Here is a 17695-nt window from a genome sequence, read left to right as displayed (position 1 = left end):
ATAACTTTTCTAACACTCATTTTCAAATAAGTCAAATACATTCAATCCAAAAATGCTGTACGAAGGAGTCCTTAGAAAAATGAAAACCGAAATCGGAAACCCCATCCAGTATTTTTTGGTTTTCGAGAACGATTTTATCAATATGAACCAAGCCTTGGACAAAGAGGTTCAAATAGATTTTATCAAATTTCAGTGTTTGAACTGTGGCAGAGACCTGCCTATTTTCCGACAAGGCTTTTGCAAGACGTGTTTTTTTGAAACTCCACTTGCCGGAGATTGGATCATGAAACCGGAATTGAGCACGGCACATTTGGACAAAGCGGACCGTGATCTTGAATTCGAGAAAAAAATGCAGTTACAGCCACACGTTGTTTACTTGGCGAACTCCAGCAATGTAAAGGTAGGCGTTACCCGAAAATCCCAAGTACCGACACGATGGATAGACCAAGGCGCCCACGAAGCCATTGAAATTATGGAAGTGCCCAATCGATATTTGGCGGGCATTACCGAGGTTGCCCTTAAAGCGCACGTGAGCGACAAGACCAGCTGGCAAAAAATGCTTAAAAATGATATCGAGGACGTGGATCTAGTGGAATGGAGGGAGAAGCTGAAATCCAGTATTCCCGAAGAAACCATTGCCTACTTTATAAACGATAAGCAAGAAACCTTATTGGAGTTTCCCGTGCTACAATATCCAGAAAAGGTAAAAAGCCTTAATTTGGACAAAACCCCAAGTTACAAAGGAACCTTAAAGGGCATAAAAGGGCAATACCTTATTTTTGATGACAATACAGTCTTCAATGTTAGGAGTAGCGAAGGCTACTTTGTAGGTATAAACATCAGCTGACCAATCCATTCCAAAATGCTCAAGTTTTTCAGAAAAATCAGGAAGGAATTGATAGCCGAGAAAAAAGTCAGCAATTACATTCTTTACGCCATAGGGGAAATTGTTCTGGTGGTCATCGGGATTTTGATCGCACTGGCCATAGATAACGCCAATGAGCAAGGTATCAAACGGGAAAAAGAGCAGATTTACCTTATGGGACTTCGGGATGAGTTCGAGACCAGCCAAACCAAATTAAAAGAACTTATATCCTTCAACAGGCAAAGCTATGAGGACTCTAAGAAAATTTTGGTCTATATGGTCGACCCCGAAAACCTGCCCGATGAGCAAGAGCTCGCCAATTTGCTGTATAACGCCTTGGCTTTCGATATTTCGTTCAACCCCAACAATTCCCTTTTGATGGAAATGATCAATTCGGGTAGTTTAAAAGACATCTCCAATCCACGCCTTCGCATCCTTTTGACCAATTGGATTTCCAACATTGAAGACATATCGAAGCAAGAAATGATGCTGGCCAATGAGCGGGACAAGATACTGGATATGTTCCGCAGCGAACAAAACAGCATTAAAACGCTGTATGACCTCACAGGGGTCTCCGATGAATTGGGGATTCCCGCTAGTTCGGACCGAACGAGCAACCGTAATCTTTTAAAGTCGAAAGAGTTTGAGAACAATATGCTCATGTTCATACTAACCAGTATCAAAACGGAAACGTTACATTACAATCCATTGATGCAAAGTATAGATGAGATTCTGAAAACCATCGACAACGAAATCAAGGAATAAAAAAGGGCGATTTTAAAATCGCCCTTCTCATTTAATTCACTGTATCCTTTTTCTTTTTTCCGAGCAGCCCGCCCAATATGGATTTGGCCGCATTTTTAACCTCATCCTTTTCTGTTTTGCTCGTATCCGTTGCCGTAGTATCCTTTTTTCCTCCAAGAATATTGCCAATGGCCTCTTTTACGCCGTCAGATGTGGTCTTGGTGGTATCGGCTTCATCTTTTTTAAAGACATCGGACAATAGGTCTTTGGCCTTATCCTTTCCTTGACTCACCAATTTCTGCTTTTGCATTTCCACCAACTTACCGGTCAGTGTTTTTACACTCGAAGTCATATCGGTGTTCACGGACGGGTTTGTAAAACTACCTCCAATATTGGCGGTAACGGGAATGGTTACTTCTCCCAAGCTTTGATCGTTCATTTGCGCGATAAGTTTGTTCACTTCTGCACCCAAGTATTTAGCAGGTACGTCCAGAGTGGCTTTGTATTGCATCTGCCTATCAAAAGTATGGCTACCGTCGACATTTATATTGATATCTTTATACTTTAAGGTAAAAGGTTTTACTTTAACTGCCCCATTTTCAAAGCTCAAAGCGGTTTTAAGTCCGTCCAAATTGATTTGCTTTGTATCCAAAAAATTGAGCTTATTATCCAAAGAAGACACCAAAGGTGCTTTCTGTGCATCCAACTTGGGAGAAAGCAATTCCGCTAGCAGATTTCCGGAAATGGTTGCCAAATTAGGGGTAAAATCCTCTTTTAGGTTACCCGATATCTTAATATCCGAATTGAGTTTACCTGTCAATGCACTCGCCAAAGGGGTTAACACTTTAAACAGTTCCAGACCAGCAAAAGATTCGCCAATATTAAAATTGTTCATACCGAGGCTTACATCGAATGTAGAAGTCTCTTGTTTGGTGGATACCGCCCCAGAAAGTCCCATAGTACCCCCGAATAAATCCGAAGTAAGATTGTTCACAGTAGCGGTTTCGTCTTTGATCACCAATGTCCCTTTTACATTTTTTAGATCAAGGTTATCGTAGATCACGGTATTTGCAGTAGCATCTATGGTACAATCCAAAAAAGATGGTATTTTGATACGTTCCTCTCCAGCAATTGTAGTTTCCTCGGTCTTTGTTAGGTTTTCATCTGCCGTTTCCTCGACCATAAAATCGTTCAGTGCAAATTGGTTCGAGTTCAAGGAAAAACTACCTTCAATATTTTCATTGTTGAACATAAAACCCAGTAAATTCGTTAAAGTTCCCTTGGCGGCAAAATCCGTACTTCCCGTTTTACCTTCAAAAGAATCCAATGTAACGGTATTGGGATTAAAGGTAAGGGCCGCTTTGTTTATGGCTACAGGGTTTTTAAGCTCCTGCGAAGCATACTCAAAACCGGTCAAAGATGCTTTACCACTGGTTTTGGTGTTCTGATATTGTTTCTTTTCCAAAGAAGCCATATCGAAAGATGTGGATACGTCGGCATTCAATATGCCTTTAAGATTATAATCGTCCGGCACAGGATATGCTTGGGAGATGTTCGCCAAGTTTATCCTACCGTCCATGTCGGCGTCTACCTTGGTATTGCCCATTACATCCCTGATCTTGGCCTTAAGATTGAATTTATCCTCATCTATGGCAAAAGAGAGCCTGTTAATATCGACATAGGTATCTTCCGTAATACCGGTTTCGTTGTTGATCTCGGTGTCTATATGCACATTACGGACAGATTTGGGCAAATCGGGAAACTTGAAGGATGCATTATCCGAATTGATCGCAATTTTAAAGGTCGGTATATGTTCTTCATCCACTACTCCTTTAAACACTCCATTCACCTCAAAATTTCCGGTGGTCCGTACATTTTCTATGTTACCGGCATAGGCTTCCGGGATTACAGCCAAAAAGTTTTTAAAGTCGGAGGAAGGTGTTTTAAATGTAATGTCCACCTCTTGGTTTTCCTCGTTCACCTTAACAAATCCATCAAAAACCAGTGGCAATTGGTTCACCAAGGCCTTATTTTCCAGAAAGGTATATTTGTTTTCGCTCAGATCTATTCCGATTAGCGCATCTAGATTGATTTTGTTTTTGTTCAGATATTTTGTGCCGTCCATCTCAAAGGATACCAGAGCATCGGTAAGGGTCTTTAGCTCCGATTTTTCCAAAGATAGGTCTCCCGTCCCGCTATGATTCATTTCGATAATAGTCAAGAGCATACCACTTGCCATATCCTCATAAACAATTTCGGTATTGTTTATGGCATAGGAGTCCATATTCAATGTAAAACTACTATCAGGATCGCCTGTGGGGTCGGACGTTGGTTCGTTGCTCTCTTTGGCTATATCGTAATTCGCATTGCCTTCCACGTCGGTTTTGATGTGCAACTTGGCTTCATCCACATCCAAAGTTTTGATCACTATCGGCTCATCTGCGGATTTGAACAGTTCTTTAATCGACATGGACAATGCGATCTTGGAAGTAGCAAAAAGGGTATCGCCTTCGAAAGGGGCCTTATTGATCAAGGACAATTGGGTAAGCTCCACATGGGCATTGGGAAAGTTCTTGAGAAGACTTAGGTCGGCATCCTCAAAATCCAATGTGGCATTAATGCTGTTATTGACCTTTGTCTTGATAATTTCTTCAATCTTACCTTGAAGAAATAAAGGGACGGCAATACTAATTGCGAGTAGGATAAGTAGGGTTATTCCAGTAATTTTTAGGACTTTTTTCTTCATACTTGGGTGTTTTACAGCAAATTAAAGGAGAAGCATCAATCCAAAGAAATTTCCTCTCCTATTTTTAAGTTAAATCTTTTTCTCATCAGATATACGAAAAAATAGAGCAAAGGGGTGTCGAGAAGGGCTATCATCATTTTAAAAATTACCCCACTAATGAGCAATCCATAAAACTTGTCCCACGGCAGTACACCAAAAAGGCACAATAGCCCTACTACAGTGAATGTGTCTATAAATTGAGAAGAAAATGTTGAGAAATTATTTCGGAGCCACAACATTTTCCCTTTGGTCAGGCGTTTCCAAAAGTGATAAATGGTAATGTCGATGTACTGTGCGCCCAAGTAAGCCAGCATGGATGCCAAAACCCCTAATGGGGACAGGCCAAAAACGGTGGTAAAAGTGGTATTGTCCACCGGTGAGCTGGGAATGGCACTGGAGTAGTTGGCCACTAAAATTATCGCCATGGAAAAAAACGAAGCGAAAATTCCTGCGGTGACCACTTGATTGGCCTTTTTTTGACCATAGATCTCGGAAATGAGGTCTGTGATCAAAAAGGTTATCGGATACGGCAAAATACCTACCGAAAGTTCAAAAAGTGGTGCACCGAATACGGAGACATCCCCAAAAGGGCTCCAAGAGAAAAATTTTTGAAAGATTAAATTGGATACCACCAAAGAAGTTATGAACATTGCTCCTAAATACAGATAAATGGAAAATGCCTTCTTCTTGTCTTTTTGCGTCATATATGGTTAAAGTTCCGTGTGGTACTGTTTAAATTCTATTTAATGTTTAGGCTGAAAGGCATCTTAGCCTGAATTCCCTCTTGTTTGGTAAACTCTTTGAATTCTTTTATTACCTGATAGGCTTCGGTACCGATTTCTTCCTGTATAATGGACTCCCCGATCTTGGATTTAACCGCACCATAATCTTCCATAAACTGCTCGAATCCAGATTTATACTTGGGGTACTTTCGTACACCGTAATCGCTTAATCCGGCCATTTCTGCCGCTGCAGCAATGGCGTCCTCCAAGTTACCAAGTTCATCCACCAATCCTAGAGCTTTCGCATCTACACCGCTCCAAACCCTGCCTTGCGCCACCTCGTTCACCTTTTCTACGGGCATGTTCCTACCTTGCGATACACGACTTAAAAAGGTTTGGTAGGTTTCCTCGATACTTTCCTGCATTACATTTCGGAACGAGTCCGACATGGGCTCAAAAAAGGAATAATCCACAGAATTTGCGTTGGTACCCACCTGCTCTGCGTTTACCCCTATGTTTTTGGCCAATTCGTGCATATTGGGTATTGTTCCAAATACCCCAATGGAACCCGTAATCGTGGTAGGCTCTGCAAAAATTTTATCCCCTGCCACACCAATGTAATATCCTCCTGATGCGGCAACGTTTCCAAAGGAAACCACCAAAGGCTTTTCCTTTTTGGCCAATTGCATTTCGCGCCAAATGATATCGGATACCAATGCGCTTCCCCCTGGAGAATTTACACGCACCACTATGGCTTTTATATTCTCATTGTCCACCGCTTTGTGCAAGGCGTCCACAATCAGTCCCTGACCTATATAGTCCCTGCCGCCCTCGCCACCGAGAATTTCGCCTTGAGCGTAAATCACGGCTATTTTATCGGAACCTGTCTTCAGTTTCTTTTTGCTGGAGTTTTGAATATAATCTCTTAATCCCACATACTCCACCTCATCGTCTTCCTCAACACCTATTTTCTGCTTGATCAAGTTTTCGTATTCATCGTAGTGCAATGCTCCATCCAACAATCCGGAAGCAATTGCATACTGAGGTGTTCTGCCCCCGAGTGTGTCGGCAATTCTATTTAAGTTTTCTGGGGCAATATTTCTGGATTCCGAGATATCCTCCACCATAATATTCCAGATAGAAGTTATCAGTTCCTTGATCTGTGTACGGTTTTCATCGCTCATGGTATCGGAAAGAAACGGTTCTACCGCACTCTTATATTTACCATGGCGAATTACTTCCATTTTTATTCCTGATTTTTCCTGTAGCTCTTTGTAAAAAAGCACCTCGGTGGACAATCCCTTAAAATCGACCACACCTACGGGGTTTAGGTACACTTCGTCCGCAGCGGTCGCCAGATAGTAATCGCGTTGGGCGTACACATCGGCATGTGCCATAACAAATTTTCCATTCGATTTAAAATCGATAAGTGCATTTCTTATTTCCCTTGTCTGCGCCATCCCGGCCTGTAAAAAACCAGTGGTTAAGCTAATTCCTTCGATATTAGCGTCATTTTTGGCAACTTCTATGGCATGAAGGATCTCATCCAGCCCAAACTCCTCTGTCCATATAGATGCAAAAGGATCGGTTTCATCCTTTCCCGTATAATCCATAATGGGTGCCACAAAACTAATTTCCAATACGGAGTTCTTTTTTACCAAAACACCGTCTTCCGCACTGCCTACGAGCACCATAAAAATAAAGAACATGCCCACCACGATCATAAATGCCACTAAGCTTCCCAAAATAGAAGCAAGCAGGTTTCTCAAAAACTTCATGCAATAAAATTTAATACACTTCAAATATAACCATTGTAGTAATGTTTTGTTTACTTTGTTTCTTCGATTATGAACAGAAAACAAAAGGTATATCTTTCTTTGGGCAGTAATATGGGCAATCGCCTTGCTACGCTACAGAAAGCCATTTTCCAGATTCAGGGAAAAACGGGCAAGATATTGGATATTTCCTCGGTCTACGAAAATCCTGCCGTGGGGTTCGATGGTGGTGATTTCTTCAATATTGTTGTATCCTTACTTACCCCGCTGAAACCCAAAGAACTACTGGATGCCCTTTTACAGATCGAAGAGGATTTTGGCAGAAAACGAATGGACAGTGGATATAGTTCAAGGACTTTGGATATCGACATAATATACTATGGTACGGAAAGCATAACCAATGAAAGTCTGGTGATCCCCCACCCGCAAATGCAGCACAGAAAATTTGTTTTAAAGCCACTGAGCGATATTGCCCCCCAATTCTATCATCCGGTCCTACAAAAGGATACCCGCAATCTTTTGCAGGAGTGCAGGGACAAGAGTGAACTTACAAAGACCAAACACAAACTTTTTAAAGATAGGAGCGGGCTTTTTTCCCAACTACAATTAATTGCCATAGAAGGCAACATTGGAGCGGGCAAAACCACTTTGTCCAAAATGATATCCAACGATTTTAATGCCAAGCTGGTTTTGGAGCGTTTTGCGGACAACCCATTTCTGCCCAAGTTTTATGAAGACCAGTCCCGTTATGCTTTTCCATTGGAAATGTCGTTTTTGGCGGATAGGTACCAGCAATTTATGGACGATACTTCCCAATTTGACCTGTTCAAGAATTTTATGGTGAGTGATTACGATATATTCAAATCCCTGATTTTTGCGAAAGTGACCCTGCAAAAAGAGGAATATAATCTATACCGAAAGGTTTTTAACTTTATGTACAAAGAGGTTAAAAAACCAGAGATCTATCTCTACCTCTATCAAAATACCGAACGGTTATTGGCCAACATTAAAAAAAGAGGTCGCGATTATGAGCAGAATATAGACCCTGCCTATCTGGAAAAAATCAACAGAGGATACTTGGACTTTATTAAAAGCCACCCGAGCCAAAACAGTGTGATCGTTGACATGGGCGAACTGGATTTTGTCCACAATCCAAAGGATTATGAATTTATTTTGGAAAGATTGGAAGACAATATACTTTCAACAAAGATTTAAGAGAATTTTTAGAAAAAGTTTGGATATAACGAATGGTTTTATTTTATTAGCAACCTCAATTCGAGAAACTAACTAACTCAGACTTATATATGGCCCTGTTTTTCAGGGCCTTTTTATTTGGACCTATTTTGTTTGGACCAAATATCCCATACCGTAATTCCCGCACTCACCGATATATTTAACGAATGTTTGGTGCCAAATTGTGGTATTTCCAACACCACATCGCTCATGCTCACTACCTCTTGCGACACCCCTTTTACCTCGTTTCCAAAAATCAGGGCAATGGTTTTACCTGTTTCAACAGTAAAATCATTAAGCATTTTTGCATTTTCTGCTTGCTCCACAGCTACCAGTTGCACACCGTCCCGCTGTAATTCCGCTGCCAGTTCCCCAGTATCCTTTCTGTATTCCCAATCTACACTTTCGGTTGCCCCCAATGCCGTTTTCCGAATATCCTTGTGCGGCGGAGTGGCGGTAATTCCACAGAGGTAAATTTTTTTCACCAAAAAAGCATCTGACGTACGGAATACGGAACCAATGTTGTTCAAACTGCGAATATTATCCAAAATAATAATGATGGGCGACTTTTCCGCTGCTTTAAAACCATCGATATCCAATCGGTCCAGTTCGCTATTTTCCAGTTTTCGATTCATTTTTTAAACATTGGGGTAAAAATATCAACAAAAATTTTTGATGGGCAGCGAAAACAATATATTCGTTTTTAACCCAATTTTGGGCAAAAGTAACAGAATTAAATCGCTTTGGCAGCCAAGAAAAAAATAAAGAAGGTTACCCCGCTGATGCAGCAGTACAACGCCATCAAGACAAAACATCCTGATGCCCTGTTGTTGTTCCGTGTCGGGGATTTTTACGAAACGTTTGGGGAAGATGCGGTAAAAGCCGCCAAAATATTGGGGATTATTTTAACCCACCGGAACAATGGAGGGGACAAAACGGAACTGGCCGGATTTCCCCACCACTCCTTGAACACCTATTTGCCGAAATTGGTAAAGGCCGGGCAACGTGTGGCCATTTGCGACCAATTGGAAGACCCCAAACAGACCAAAAGCATTGTAAAACGTGGCGTAACCGAACTTGTCACTCCCGGTGTTGCCCTGAACGACGATATTCTCTCCGCAAAAAGCAATAACTTTTTGTGCGCCGTACATTTTGGGCGAACAAAATTAGGGGTTTCTTTTTTGGACATTTCCACGGGAGAATACCTAACTTCCGAGGGTTCGGTGGAGCAAGTGGACAAGTTGCTTCAGAATTTTTCGCCAAACGAAGTTCTGGTATCCAAAAAGCACAGAAAGGAATTTGCGGATTGCTTTGGCAACCATTGGCACAGTTTCTTTTTGGAAGACTGGATTTTTCAGGAGGATTACGCCCAAGAGAGCCTCAACAATCATTTTGGCACAAAAAACCTAAAAGGTTTCGGCATAGATCACCTTACCCACGGCATAATCGCCTCCGGAGCGGTTTTGCATTATTTGTCCGAGACCCAGCACAGCCGACTTCAACATATCAACAAAATACAGCGCATTGCAGAAGAGGAATATGTATGGATGGATCGATTTACCATTCGCAACCTGGAACTTTACCACTCTTCCCACCAAAATGCCGTAACCCTATTGGATATTATCGACAGGACCATTTCCCCCATGGGGGGACGACTCCTAAAGAGATGGTTGGCCCTACCCTTAAAAAACGTTGACAAGATCCAACAAAGGCATCAGGTAGTCGCCTATTTAAAGGAAGAAGACGAACAACTTAACCGGATTCAGGGATACATCAAACAAATGGGAGATTTGGAACGATTGATTTCCAAATTGGCCACGGGCAAAATCAACCCAAAAGAAGTGGTCCAACTCAAAAATTCGCTGGAGGCCATAGTTCCCATCAAACAACTATCCGAAAAGAGCACCAACGAATCCTTAAAACGGATCGGGGAACAATTGAATCATTGTGAAGGACTCCGCTCAAAAATAAAAACTGTGCTCAACGAAGAGGCTCCGGTAAACATTGCCAAAGGCAACACCATTGCCCAAGGTTACTCAGAAGAACTGGACGAACTGCGAGGTCTTGCCTTTTCCAGTAAGGATTATTTGGATAAAATGTTGGAGCGAGAAACCAAGAAAACCGGGATCACCTCCTTAAAAATAGCATCGAACAACGTGTTTGGTTACTATATAGAAGTAAGGAACACCCATAAGGACAAAGTACCCGAGGGCTGGATTCGCAAACAGACCTTGGTCAATGCCGAACGCTATATTACCGAGGAGCTCAAAGAATATGAATCCAAAATATTGGGAGCCGAGGAACGGATCTACCAATTGGAGCAACAACTTTTTGATCGCCTTTTGGTTTATATGCAGGAATATATTGCACCGGTACAGCACAATGCCCAACTTATCGCGGAACTGGATTGTTTGTCCGGGTTTACACAATTGGCAAAGGAAAACAACTATGTGGCCCCTTCGGTGAACGATTCCACTACATTGGATATTAAGAAAGGGCGCCACCCTGTTATCGAAAAGCAATTACCGATCGGCGATGCCTATGTAACCAACGATGTGTTTCTGGATAGGGAAGAACAGCAGATCATTATGATAACGGGACCCAACATGAGCGGTAAATCTGCTTTGTTACGGCAGACTGCCCTTATTGTGCTTTTGGCACAAATGGGAAGTTTTGTTCCCGCAACGGAGGCTACCCTGGGTGTTGTGGACAAAATATTTACCCGAGTAGGTGCCAGTGACAATATTTCCATGGGCGAGTCCACTTTTATGGTGGAAATGAACGAAACAGCCTCTATTCTGAACAATCTATCGGAGCGCAGTTTGGTCCTTTTGGACGAAATAGGTAGAGGAACCAGTACCTACGATGGAATTTCCATTGCCTGGGCGATATCGGAATATTTGCACGAGCATCCCGCCAAAGCAAAGACCTTATTTGCCACACATTACCACGAACTCAACGAAATGACCAATATTTTTACCCGAATAAAAAACTACAATGTATCGGTTAAAGAACTGGAAGATAATGTGCTTTTCCTTAGAAAGTTGGTGCCCGGCGGGAGCGAACACAGTTTTGGAATCCATGTGGCCAAAATGGCCGGCATGCCGCAACAAGTAATACAAAAGGCCAATAAAATCCTGAAAAAGCTGGAAAAAACACATTCCAGTGAGGAAATGACGGACAAATTACAGTCTTCCCAGAATGAGATGCAACTCAGCTTCTTCAATCTGGACGACCCTTTGTTGGAAGAGATCAAGGAGGAAATCCTGCACTTGGACATTGATACTCTGACACCTGTGGAAGCTTTGATGAAATTAAATGAAATCAAACGCTTGTTGAGCAAAAAGAAAAAAGTTTCTTCCTGAAAAAATTCTTTTATTTTAATAGAATTGTTTTAAATTTGCATCCGCGCTTGGGAAAAGTGCAAGTTCTTTTAAACGCGAAAATAGCTCAGTTGGTAGAGCATCACCTTGCCAAGGTGGAGGTCGCGGGTTCGAATCCCGTTTTTCGCTCGACTTCGACTCCGCTCAGTCACCACGGGTGGAGTTTTTTTTTTACATACAAGTCCTGCTCGAGTGGTGGAATTGGTAGACACGCCGGACTTAAAATCCTGTGGGCATTTTGCCCGTGCGGGTTCAAGTCCCGCCTCGAGTACATAAATCCCTTTTAACTTATTGGTTATTAGGGATTTTTTTGATTTTTAAATAATAAGTTACGTTTCTGCCATCCATCAACCCAAACTAGGTATACATCAATTCAAACACAGCAACCATCAATTCTACGTCCGTTGTTGGCCTTACATGCTTACATTTAAACATAACTAACTGTATACCTACTTCTTATGAAAAACTCTATTCTTATTAAATGTACATTGTTGATTTTATGCATTTCTTTTAATTCCTGCTTAGTCCAAGATGGGGAAGATGGTGCAGATGGAATTGATGGGAAAGATGGAATTGACGGAATCGATGGCTTAAACGGACAAGATGGACTGGACGGCGCACCAGGAGCAACAGGACCACAAGGAGATCCTGGCAATGATGGGCAAGATGGGACCGGGCTGGAGGAAATGGCACAATATGGATCCATTACCATGAACTTGAGTGGCACAAGGCCAGATGCTATCGCCTTTACAGACAATACCGAATTTAGGTTCCTAGGTCTTGATGGTGAGGATTTTATAAACTATAATATAGTTACTGCCACAGAAGTTGGTGAAGACACCGAGTATTTTTTCAATTTCCGTAGGTTTTTAACAGCACCCGATGCCACTTATAACCCTACTTTTTTCGATTGGGAAGCTACCATAACCAATCCAGGGGAAAACACAGAAACAGTAAATTTGATTGTAACCACCTTAAACAATTATGGCGTTGTTGGAGAGGACTACAAATATTTCATATTAGATGATGGCTATGATTCTGATGGCGAAGGAGTATCCAATATGCAACTCACCAACATCATGTTCGAACCCGAAAACAACAACCACCTTACCTTTTCCTATTCTTTTAGTGTCGATGCTGCCAACAATGACTCCGGCAACGAACTAAACGTATCGGGTGAAGTGGACGTCTATTTATTTGAACTAATAGAACCTTAATTGATAGCAATAGCCTAAAAAGCCCCGCACTAAAAGTGCGGGGCTTTTCTTTACACTTCATATTACAAAATAAACCCAGACCCATATCCGTCAACCCAAACAGGGCACAGGTCAATTCAAGGTCTGCTCAAACACCTCTATCCCATACATTTACACCTTATCAAACTTTAAATTTTAAAAAACTATGAAAATCAGCAAGTTATTTGGAATAGGTCTTTTAACCATAAGCGTTTCGTTGACCTCCTGTTCCGATGGGGAAGATGGAGCACCCGGTTTGAGCGGTATTTCCTGCTGGGACACCAATGCCGATGGCATAAACGATGCCGATGAAGACATTAACCAAGACGGCGAGTTCAATGCGTTGGACTGCCAAGGGCTCAATGGACAAGACGGAGAGGACGGCATGGACGGCACAGATGGTGAAGGTTTTGATGAGATGTCCCAATTTGGTTCCATTTCCCTAAACCTTTCTGGAACAAGACCCGATGGTGAAGCTTTTGAGGATAGCGCTGTTTTTAAATATGCCGGCTTGGATGGCGATTTTCCTGAAGGTGGCGGCAATACCATGATAATTCAAGAAGGTCAAGATTTTACGACCTATCCTTTCAGGATTTTCCGTTTCCTGACCACCCCAGACGATGATGTCAACAAATCCTTTACAGGCTTGAGTTTGGTATTCTCCAATTTGGGCGAAGCAGGTGAATCATTATTATTTGGTGAATTTATACTTAACAAATACACCGTTATAGGAGATGATTACAAGTATTTTGTGATGACGGACAGTTACCAATCCGGAGCCAATGGCACTTCGGAATTCGAGTTCACCAACTTAACATTCGACCGAGAAAACAATAACCACCTTAGCTTCTCCTATACATTCACCGTAGCAGCCAATGCCAACAGCACTGGGCACGAACTGGCTGTTTCCGGAGAAGTCGATGTTTACTTATTGGAGAAAATACAATAACTAGGTTGAGAGTTGAATTCATTCTTTGACTCCATTAACAAAGCCCCTCACCTTTGGCGCGGGGCTTTTTACATTATATTCCATTGTTTTAAGTCAACAAATTCCCATCCTCGTCCCACTCGGCAATAATGCCGCGTTTGCTTTGGTCCACACACTTGGCCAACCATTCCTCTTCATAGGAAACACCATGCTGTTCCAACACATCATCAGGGACACCATCCCAAACATTGGGCATATTGCCCTTATACCCTATTTCTTCTATCCCGATTTTTGTGGTATAAAATCCCGTCATAGTAAGGTTACGGACCAAGGAGAAGAAATTCACTTCAAATGGTCGTTCATTGCCCGGCACTTCGGGATCATAATAGGCAATTTCATCCAAAATAGCTTTTTGTTGTGCTACGGTCGCCGTTTTAAACTCCACCCCATATTCGGTGTTACATTTATGATCCAACCACATAATTCCACCACGGATATCGGGCTGGAACGCCTCATTGTCCTTGCACATGAACTCTATAAAACTGACCACATCGGCATCCGAGGCTGCTTTGAATGCCTCCGAAGGGGGCAAAATCAAATCACAAAGTATCGTAAGTGTTTCTACCTCGTGCGGATTCAAAAACTGTTCGTCCTGTAGTTCATTGATCAACTCCGTTTCCAAAGGCACCCTGCCCGGATACGTTATTTTTGGGGCCTCCACCAATTCCTTCGCCTCCGTAGATGGCTTGCATCCGTGAATGGCCAGTCCACCGGCCACAGAGCCCAATACTATAGATTTTAAACTCTTTCTTCTGTCCATTGCCTTAAATGTTTTGTTGTTTCAATTGCTCCACAATATATTCCGATGCCCTCATGGAAAGTGCTAAAATGGTCCATGTACAATTCTTGTCCGCTTGAGAAGTAAATGGTCCTGCATCCACAATAAACACGTTGTCCACATCGTGCAGCTGCTGGTATTTGTTCGTCACCGATGTCTTTGGATCGTCGCCCATTCGCGTAGTGCCCACTTCGTGGATAATGTTGCCCGGATTGTGCAAGCCATAATTGGTATCCTTGCCCGGTTTGTCGCCCAAAGGCTCACCGCCCATATTGATCAAGAGCTCTTCAAAAGTATCTTGCATGTGTTTGGCCTGATTGATCTCGAACTCGCTCCATTTGTAATGGAAACGCAATACGGGAATACCAAACTCATCCACCGTGGTTGGGTCTATCTCACAATAATTATCTTTCCGGGCAATAGACTCACCACGACCGGCCATGCCCACAACGGCACCATAATATTTTTTGGCATCGCTGCGGAGTACATCGCCATAACCTCCCACTTTGGTTCCAAAGAACTTATTGAACTCATTGGCATTGAACCCGAAGCCATAGCTGGGCATTCCCATGCCGCCCCATACTTCTATATGATATCCTCGTGGAAAATCGAGCTTGGAATTATCGCCCCACCAAGGTGAGTACACATGCATACCCCCCACGCCATCTTCGTTATAGGAAACTTTTCGGTTCATTAGATCTGGAACAAAGGCCGCTCTTCCGGCACCGGTAGAATCGTGCAGATACTTTCCGACAACATCGCTACTATTGCCCAATCCGTTCGGGTGTTGCTTACTTTTGGAATTCAATAAAATCCTAGCTGTGCTACAGGCAGATGCTCCAAGTACTACCACTTTTCCCTTGAGCTTATATTCTTTCCTATCTTCTTTATTGATGTAAGACACCCCTGTTGCTCTTCCCTCTTCGTTTGTGGTTACTTCGCGCACCATACAATTGACAAACAAATCGATCTGTCCTCCATTTTTTTGCGCCGGGAAAATGAGACAGGTACCTGCTGAGAAATCGGCATATACTTGACACGCTCTATTACACTGCCCGCAGTAGAAGCAGACCCCTCGCTCATTATTGATCTTTTTGGTGAGCATGGACATCCTTGATGGGTATACCGGAATATTACTCTTTCTGGCCCCTCTGATGTAGAACAGTTCGTGCAATCTGGGTTTAGGCGGGGGTAGAAAAAAACCATCGGGATCATTGGGCAGCCCCTCATTAGTACCAAATACGCCGATCATCTTATCTACCTTATCATAGTACGGTTTTACATCATCATAACTTATGGGCCAGTTCTCGCCATGGCCATCCACATCTTTGTGCTTAAAATCCTTTGGACCAAAACGTAACGAGATTCTTCCCCAGTGATTGGTTCTTCCTCCCAACATTCTGGAACGGAACCATTCGAATTTTGTCCCATCCTTTTGGGTATACGGCTCACCTTCAATATCCCAGCCGCCGTAGGCAGCATCAAAATCACCGAAAGGGCGAAATCGCGTACTGGCCCCGCGCCTAGGACTCTCATAAGGCCATTTTAATTGGGTTTGATGTTCTGGTTTGGCCGGGTCAAAATATGGACCTGCCTCAACTACCGCGACTTTTAGCCCAGCTTCCGAGAGTACTTTGGCAGACATGCCACCACCAGCCCCGGAACCAACAATTATGGCATCGTATACCGTGGAATTTTCAATAATTTGCATTGGTTTATGTTTGATTTAGTTTTAAATGCATCAAAATCAATATGTTGAAATTTTGAGAAAATCTCCGTGATTGATATGAGATGCCTCTGTGCGTACTAAAGATACTTTTTCCAAATATAAATTCAGTGTCTTTTTCCTATTTATCCGAAGAAGGATCCAATCAAATGGAATCTGTAAACTTTAAGTAAAAAAAACATATCTTCCACAAAGAAAACCAACCATTACACTATATGAAAGCATTGTTAAAAGCGCTTGGACCGGGCCTATTGTTTGCCAGCATGGCCATTGGAACTTCGCATTTGGTACTATCCACCAAGGCCGGAGCCCAATATGGATGGGTTATGATCATCCCCATACTTTTAGCGAATTTGCTCAAATATCCTTTTTTTGAATTCGGTATTCGATATACGACCATCACCGAAAAAAGCTTGATCGAGGGATACCACAATCTGGGAAAAACCTACTTGTGGATCTATGCGTTTGTTACATTGATCTCCACCTTTACCATTTTAGCTGCCTTGTACGTGGTGACTGCCGGTTTGTTTATGAATTTGTTCAATGTTGCATCCGTTGGTGCAGGTGTAATTTCGTTGGGGCTATTTGTATTTATCAGTTTAATCTTGATCATAGGAAAATATAGGTTCCTAGAAAATTCCCTGAAAGCCGTGATCACCATTTTATTTGTGGCCTTGTTGATCACAACGGTGATGGTGCTCCAAAAAGGGCCGGTACCCCACAGTGGGTCGCACCAACGACCGGAAATTTTTAACGAAATAGGCATTTTGTTTTTGATCGGTCTTGTTGGCTGGATGCCCACGGCCGTTGAAGCATCGGGGTGGGTAAGCCTTTGGGGCATGGAAAACCTGAAAACCATGAGAAACAAGCCAACACTAAAAATTGCCCTTCAGGAATTTAACGTAGGTTATGTACTCACTGCGGTACTGGCCATCTTTTTTATGATCATTGGCTGGATGACCCTTTACGGAACTGGCACGGAACTCAGTGGCAATGCAGTGGTCTTCGCCGATCAATTGGTCAACTTATTTACAACCCATATAGGAAGTTGGGCTTACTTTTTTATTGCAGTGGCCGCTTTTGCCACCATGTTCAGCACATGCATGACCGCCCATGATGCCATATCGAGGGTAAGTTTGGATGTTTTGCAAAAGCTGCTCCCACAAAAAAACATCTACAATGGCAAGCACTCTTTTGCACTTATGGTACTTGTTATGGCTTGGATCAATTGGATCGTAATAAGTCTATTTAGCGCCAACATGGGCGATTTGGTAGGATTGGCCACTTTTGTATCCTTTGTTTTCGCTCCCCTACTCGGTTGGATGAACTTAAAAACCGTTACCGGTAAGGATGTTCCAAAGGAACATAGACCCAAGATAGGCCTAAAGGTACTTAGCTATTCGGGAATTGTTTTTCTTTCGTTGTTCGCCCTCTACTATTGCTGGGTACTGATCAAGTAAA

Annotated in this window: 13 protein-coding genes and 2 tRNA genes; 9 read left to right on the top strand and 6 right to left on the bottom strand. The window is 42.5% G+C overall.

Annotation, left to right across the window (positions count from 1 at the left end; genetic code table 11):
• Positions 1 to 52: 52 nt before the first annotated feature.
• Together ABTP35_RS10200 and ABTP35_RS10195 are read left to right on the top strand one after the other, a co-directional pair.
• Positions 53 to 847, top strand: coding sequence for a DUF2797 domain-containing protein (locus ABTP35_RS10200; protein WP_293296584.1), 795 nt, complete (start codon positions 53 to 55; stop codon positions 845 to 847).
• A 15-nt stretch (positions 848 to 862) separates the two neighbouring features.
• A complete protein-coding gene (locus tag ABTP35_RS10195; protein WP_293296586.1) occupies positions 863 to 1630 on the top strand; it encodes a DUF6090 family protein in 768 nt (255 codons plus the stop codon).
• Positions 1631 to 1661: 31 nt separating this feature from the next.
• Here the strand turns inward: ABTP35_RS10195 and ABTP35_RS10190 are convergent, their stop codons facing one another.
• The 3 genes from ABTP35_RS10190 to sppA are packed head-to-tail and all read right to left on the bottom strand — an operon-like array spanning position 1662 to position 6894.
• On the bottom strand, positions 1662 to 4355 hold the full coding sequence (locus tag ABTP35_RS10190) for an AsmA-like C-terminal region-containing protein (protein WP_293296588.1): 2694 nt from the start codon (positions 4353 to 4355) through the stop codon (positions 1662 to 1664).
• A gap of 35 nt (positions 4356 to 4390) precedes the next feature.
• Positions 4391 to 5098, bottom strand: a complete 708-nt coding sequence (locus tag ABTP35_RS10185; protein ID WP_293296590.1) for a queuosine precursor transporter — start codon at positions 5096 to 5098, stop codon at positions 4391 to 4393.
• Positions 5099 to 5133: 35 nt separating this feature from the next.
• On the bottom strand, positions 5134 to 6894 hold the full coding sequence (sppA, locus tag ABTP35_RS10180; RefSeq protein WP_293296592.1) for a signal peptide peptidase SppA: 1761 nt from the start codon (positions 6892 to 6894) through the stop codon (positions 5134 to 5136).
• 69 nt (positions 6895 to 6963) lie between these two features.
• Between sppA and folK the strand changes: the two genes are divergently transcribed.
• The gene (folK, locus tag ABTP35_RS10175; RefSeq protein ID WP_293296594.1) at positions 6964 to 8106 is read left to right on the top strand and encodes a 2-amino-4-hydroxy-6-hydroxymethyldihydropteridine diphosphokinase; all 1143 of its coding nucleotides are present in this window, start codon (positions 6964 to 6966) and stop codon (positions 8104 to 8106) included.
• Positions 8107 to 8219: 113 nt separating this feature from the next.
• On the opposite strand, the gene ABTP35_RS10170 is transcribed toward folK, so the two are convergent.
• On the bottom strand, positions 8220 to 8759 hold the full coding sequence (locus ABTP35_RS10170) for an RNA methyltransferase (protein ID WP_293296596.1): 540 nt from the start codon (positions 8757 to 8759) through the stop codon (positions 8220 to 8222).
• Between the two features lie 147 nt (positions 8760 to 8906).
• On the opposite strand from ABTP35_RS10170, the gene mutS reads away from it, so the two are divergent.
• The 5 genes from mutS (at position 8907) to ABTP35_RS10145 (ending at position 13691) form a co-directional block, all read left to right on the top strand.
• Positions 8907 to 11489, top strand: a complete 2583-nt coding sequence (gene mutS / locus ABTP35_RS10165; protein ID WP_293299075.1) for a DNA mismatch repair protein MutS — start codon at positions 8907 to 8909, stop codon at positions 11487 to 11489.
• Between the two features lie 74 nt (positions 11490 to 11563).
• Positions 11564 to 11636, top strand: a tRNA-Gly gene (locus tag ABTP35_RS10160).
• Positions 11637 to 11693: 57 nt separating this feature from the next.
• Positions 11694 to 11778, top strand: a tRNA-Leu gene (locus tag ABTP35_RS10155).
• Positions 11779 to 11965: 187 nt separating this feature from the next.
• Complete coding sequence (locus ABTP35_RS10150) at positions 11966 to 12724, top strand: hypothetical protein (RefSeq protein ID WP_293296597.1); 759 nt, start codon at positions 11966 to 11968, stop codon at positions 12722 to 12724.
• Between the two features lie 184 nt (positions 12725 to 12908).
• A complete protein-coding gene (locus tag ABTP35_RS10145; RefSeq protein WP_375334191.1) occupies positions 12909 to 13691 on the top strand; it encodes a hypothetical protein in 783 nt (260 codons plus the stop codon).
• A gap of 88 nt (positions 13692 to 13779) precedes the next feature.
• Here ABTP35_RS10145 and ABTP35_RS10140 read toward each other — a convergent pair whose 3' ends face one another.
• Positions 13780 to 14490: a gluconate 2-dehydrogenase subunit 3 family protein gene (locus ABTP35_RS10140; protein ID WP_224835410.1), complete on the bottom strand. Its 711-nt coding sequence runs from the start codon at positions 14488 to 14490 to the stop codon at positions 13780 to 13782.
• A gap of 4 nt (positions 14491 to 14494) precedes the next feature.
• On the bottom strand, positions 14495 to 16219 hold the full coding sequence (locus tag ABTP35_RS10135; protein WP_293296602.1) for a GMC family oxidoreductase: 1725 nt from the start codon (positions 16217 to 16219) through the stop codon (positions 14495 to 14497).
• Between the two features lie 230 nt (positions 16220 to 16449).
• Here ABTP35_RS10135 and ABTP35_RS10130 point away from each other — a divergent pair, with 230 nt between their 5' ends.
• Positions 16450 to 17694 carry an NRAMP family divalent metal transporter gene (locus ABTP35_RS10130; protein WP_375334190.1) on the top strand — a complete coding sequence of 415 codons (1245 nt, stop codon included), beginning with the start codon at positions 16450 to 16452 and terminating at the stop codon, positions 17692 to 17694.
• The last annotated feature ends 1 nt before the right edge of the window (position 17695 follow it).

Source organism: Flagellimonas alginilytica (assembly GCF_042134605.1).
GTDB lineage: Bacteria > Bacteroidota > Bacteroidia > Flavobacteriales > Flavobacteriaceae > Flagellimonas > Flagellimonas alginolytica.
Note: the sequence above shows the minus strand (reverse complement) of the source record. Positions and strands in the feature narration are given on the sequence as shown.

Coding starts and splice junctions, on each gene's coding strand:
- ABTP35_RS10200 (WP_293296584.1), top strand. CDS start 53: ATGCTGTACGAAGGAGTCCTTAGAAAAATGAAAACCGAAATCGGAAAC.
- mutS (WP_293299075.1), top strand. CDS start 8,907: ATGCAGCAGTACAACGCCATCAAGACAAAACATCCTGATGCCCTGTTG.
- ABTP35_RS10185 (WP_293296590.1), bottom strand. CDS start 5,098: ATGACGCAAAAAGACAAGAAGAAGGCATTTTCCATTTATCTGTATTTA.
- folK (WP_293296594.1), top strand. CDS start 6,964: ATGAACAGAAAACAAAAGGTATATCTTTCTTTGGGCAGTAATATGGGC.
- ABTP35_RS10145 (WP_375334191.1), top strand. CDS start 12,909: ATGAAAATCAGCAAGTTATTTGGAATAGGTCTTTTAACCATAAGCGTT.
- ABTP35_RS10130 (WP_375334190.1), top strand. CDS start 16,450: ATGAAAGCATTGTTAAAAGCGCTTGGACCGGGCCTATTGTTTGCCAGC.
- ABTP35_RS10135 (WP_293296602.1), bottom strand. CDS start 16,219: ATGCAAATTATTGAAAATTCCACGGTATACGATGCCATAATTGTTGGT.
- ABTP35_RS10150 (WP_293296597.1), top strand. CDS start 11,966: ATGAAAAACTCTATTCTTATTAAATGTACATTGTTGATTTTATGCATT.
- ABTP35_RS10140 (WP_224835410.1), bottom strand. CDS start 14,490: ATGGACAGAAGAAAGAGTTTAAAATCTATAGTATTGGGCTCTGTGGCC.
- ABTP35_RS10195 (WP_293296586.1), top strand. CDS start 863: ATGCTCAAGTTTTTCAGAAAAATCAGGAAGGAATTGATAGCCGAGAAA.
- sppA (WP_293296592.1), bottom strand. CDS start 6,894: ATGAAGTTTTTGAGAAACCTGCTTGCTTCTATTTTGGGAAGCTTAGTG.
- ABTP35_RS10190 (WP_293296588.1), bottom strand. CDS start 4,355: ATGAAGAAAAAAGTCCTAAAAATTACTGGAATAACCCTACTTATCCTA.
- ABTP35_RS10170 (WP_293296596.1), bottom strand. CDS start 8,759: ATGAATCGAAAACTGGAAAATAGCGAACTGGACCGATTGGATATCGAT.